This window comes from Bacteroides sp. UBA939, from assembly GCF_002293435.1.
Classification (GTDB): domain Bacteria; phylum Bacteroidota; class Bacteroidia; order Bacteroidales; family Bacteroidaceae; genus Bacteroides.
Window position 1 is genome coordinate 1 of sequence record NZ_DBDF01000227.1, and the last position, 4,143, is coordinate 4,143.

Here is a 4,143-nt window from a genome sequence, read left to right on the forward strand (position 1 = left end):
CAATGATTTGCGGGTGAGCCCTAAAAAGCCGTAAACGAACAAAATTTATCCATTTGTTTGGCGCTATATCCCATGATTTTCACTATATTTGCTCTGTTATTTGAATAAGAAAATTACATTATGACTGAAGAACAGATTAACTCCAATAACGGGAACTATTCAGCCGAGAACATCCAGGTTCTGGAAGGCCTGGAAGCGGTTAGGAAACGTCCCGCAATGTATATTGGCGACATTAGTACAAAAGGACTTCATCACCTGGTTTATGAAGTTGTGGACAACTCCATCGACGAAGCCCTCGCCGGTTATTGCGACCACATCGAAGTAGCCATCAACGAAGATAACTCCATCACCGTACAGGATAACGGACGCGGTATCCCGGTTGACTTCCACGAAAAGGAACAGAAATCAGCCCTGGAAGTTGTTATGACCGTACTGCACGCCGGCGGTAAGTTCGATAAAGGTTCTTACAAAGTATCCGGCGGTCTTCACGGTGTGGGCGTATCGTGCGTGAACGCCTTGTCGTCACACATGACTACGCAGGTTTTCCGTAACGGTAAGGTCTATCAGCAAGAATACGAATGCGGCCATCCGTTGTACTCCGTAAAAGAAATAGGTACAAGTGATATTACCGGTACCCGCCAACAGTTCTGGCCGGACAAGTCCATCTTCACCGAGACCGTTTACAACTACGAAATCCTTGCTACCCGCATGCGCGAGTTAGCCTATCTCAATGCCGGAATCAAGATAACACTGACCGACCTTCGCGTGAAGAACGAAGATGACAACAGTTTCAAGCAAGAGATATTCTATTCGGAAGAAGGATTAAAAGAATTTGTCCGCTACATTGACTCTTCCCGCGAGCATCTGATGAATGATGTAATTTACATCAGCACAGAGAAGCAAGGCACACCGGTGGAAGTAGCCATCATGTACAATACGTCTTATAACGAAAACATCCACTCGTACGTAAACAACATCAATACAATTGAAGGCGGTACGCACCTCGCAGGCTTCCGCCGCGCGCTGACCCGTACTCTAAAGAAATACGCCGAGGATAACAAGATGCTGGAGAAAGCCAAGGTCGAAATAGCCGGCGATGACTTCCGCGAAGGCCTCACTGCCGTTATCTCCATCAAGGTAGCAGAACCGCAGTTTGAAGGACAGACCAAAACAAAGCTCGGTAACAACGAGGTAATGGGAGCCGTAGACCAAGCCGTAGGCGAAGCCCTGACTTATTATCTGGAAGAGCATCCAAAGGAATCAAAACTGATAGTAGACAAAGTGATATTGGCTGCGCAGGCGCGTGTAGCAGCACGTAAGGCTCGCGAATCAGTACAACGCAAATCGCCAATGGGCGGTGGTGGTATGCCGGGTAAACTGGCAGACTGTTCCAGCAAAGACGCCGATGAATGTGAATTGTTCCTCGTTGAGGGCGATTCTGCAGGCGGTTCGGCCAAACAAGGACGCGACCGTAAGTTCCAGGCCATCCTTCCGCTCCGCGGTAAAATCCTGAACGTGGAAAAAGCTATGTGGCACAAAGCATTCGAGAGCGATGAAGTAAACAATATCATTCAAGCGCTGGGAATACGTTTCGGCGTAGACGGAGAGGACAGTAAAGAAGCTAACATCGACAAGTTGCGTTATAAGAAAGTAATTATCATGACCGATGCCGACGTCGATGGTTCTCACATCGACACATTGATTATGACACTCTTCTTCCGCTACTTCCCGCAGGTTATCCGGAACGGATATCTGTATATCGCCACTCCACCCCTTTATCTTTGCAAGAAAGGTAAAGTGGAGGAATACTGCTGGACTGACCAACAACGCCAGAAGTTTATCGACGCTTATGCCGGCGGTTCGGAAAGTGCCGTACACACACAGCGCTACAAAGGTTTGGGTGAAATGAACCCGGAACAGTTGTGGGAAACAACCATGAACCCGGAAAATCGCATGTTGAAGCAAGTCAGCATTGAAAACGCTGCTGAAGCGGATTATGTTTTCTCCATGTTGATGGGTGAAGACGTAGGTCCGCGCCGCGACTTTATTGAAAAGAATGCGACGTATGCGAATATTGATGCATAATACAATGACGAGTTTTTATTGATAAATATCACATTTTACAACGAAGAAGCGCCGTGGGCTACAGGAAATTCCTGTTCATCCGGCGCTTCTTTCGTTATGGTATCTCACGAGATGCGTTCATTCAAGCTTACTACTTATAATTTAGGGGTCTATTAGCAAGAGTATCTCTATTCTCACCGCTAAATTATCATTTATCAATATCAGTAACACTATTGCGAATAAGCATAATATTCATTATATTTGCAGATAATGAATAATCAATAATCTTATAATAATATCTCTAACAATGAAAAATACATGTCATTTTCTGAGCTTTATGCTCTGTTTGGTTCTATCCCAAAGCCTGGTTAAAGGCGCAACAATTCAACCCATTGAACGTACCGTAGGAAAACTGAAAATAACCATCGACCCCCGGATGGAGCTATTGGCGGTTATCCATACATTATCAACCAACATGGATCTGGCAGACAGGGTTGTTCCTTATTCCAAAGAAATTGCAAGCTATTTTGATTCCTTTTCATCACACGAAGCAGTTAAATTAACCGAAAGTCTTCACCAGAAATATAATTTCAATTCGGATGCGCCTGTAGCCTTTATGCTGCATCTGTCTCAACCAATGGAATTAGAGCCTACCGCAAAATATTCCAATTATATAACGGGACGAAGCAGTGGAAGTGATAACCTGGAGCAATACAGAAAAGCGATGAAACAGTTTGCGGAAGCATCAGGTTTCGAAGCATTTTGGAACAGCAAGATTCCATTCTACAACCAGATACTGGACATGACGATTGCCAATATGGGAGAAATAGATTTGGTTGAAGCTATGGAGGACTATTTTAATGAAACCCAAGATTTCTACAATATTATCATAACCCCCGCCTTCCGCGGAGGCAAGGGTGGATTTGTTACCGGCAATGATGGGAAAGACCGTTTTTCTACTACCATTTCAACCACTCAGATAAAAGACGGTATCCCTTATCTAAGTGCAGACAACATCCGCTTTTACATCTGGCATGAGTATGGACATTTCTTTGTAAACCCTCTCGGCAATAAATACGCAGAGCGGGTTAAGTCTACAGACAGCCTGTTTGAACCCATAAAAAAAGGAATGTATGGCCAGGGATATAGGTATTGGTACACGTGCGTCAACGAACATATTATTAGAGCTACAACTGTCAGACTGTATGATTTGCGTTTAGGCTCCCCGCAATCAAAGGGTTTGTTGGACAGTGAATTAAAGAGGCGTTTCATCTATATCGAACCACTTGTTGAGAAGCTCAAAGACTTTGACAGGCAACGGGATGAGAACAACGTTACTTTCTCGGCATTCTATCCTGAACTGCTAAATGTATTGGATAGCTTGCAAAAGATAGAGTATTGGAAACAATTCAATATGTCATTTCAAGGGCCTTTCAGTACGGTGATGGCGGAGAGGATGTCCGTTATCTATCCCACCCGGGATTCGGATGCAGAAGCATTAAAAGTAGCTCAGGATTATGCTTTACAGGTTGCTAACATGTTACCTCCCGGCATGGCTACATTGCTGGCAGATACTACAGCTTTACAGACCGATCTGTCCGAATGCGGGATTTTTACCTTAGGGACTATTGAGAGCAACCTTTTCTTAAAACAATATGCTTCCACCCTTCCGTTTAAAGTTGAGAACCAAACTATGTATGCAGACAAGGAATATACGGACGTGAATCTCAAGTTTGTCACTTGCGTACCCAATCCTCATAACCCTCAAAACGGTATGTTAATCTTCACTGCTCTTTCAAATAAAGCCATTCAAGATATTTTCAATCCCAGTCTGCTTTCTTCCTATAATGACTATATCTTGTTTCTGAATAATGAGACAATCATAAGTAGAGGAGTTTATAAAAATAAAGAGAATAAATGGACATTCTAAAACATGTTGTATAAGAAAAGATTAATATTAAGTAGATGTTCATAATTAGTTTATGCTATAATTTTTTAGACGCAGAATGCGGATGGCACGGATCTCTTTTTATTTTTCGGGTAGGCTAACGTAGCACAGTATTTAAAAATCCGCGTCAT

2 protein-coding genes are annotated in these 4,143 nt (G+C 43.4%); both read left to right on the forward strand.

From position 1 onward, the window contains the following. Positions 1-120 precede the first annotated feature (120 nt). The gene (gene gyrB / locus B2Z67_RS15055) at positions 121-2,085 is read left to right on the forward strand and encodes a DNA topoisomerase (ATP-hydrolyzing) subunit B (protein WP_291530662.1); all 1,965 of its coding nucleotides are present in this window, start codon (positions 121-123) and stop codon (positions 2,083-2,085) included. Between the two features lie 286 nt (positions 2,086-2,371). Then, positions 2,372-3,994 (forward strand): DUF4932 domain-containing protein, encoded by a 1,623-nt coding sequence (locus B2Z67_RS15060; protein ID WP_291530663.1) that lies wholly within the window; start codon positions 2,372-2,374, stop codon positions 3,992-3,994. The last annotated feature ends 149 nt before the right edge of the window (positions 3,995-4,143 follow it).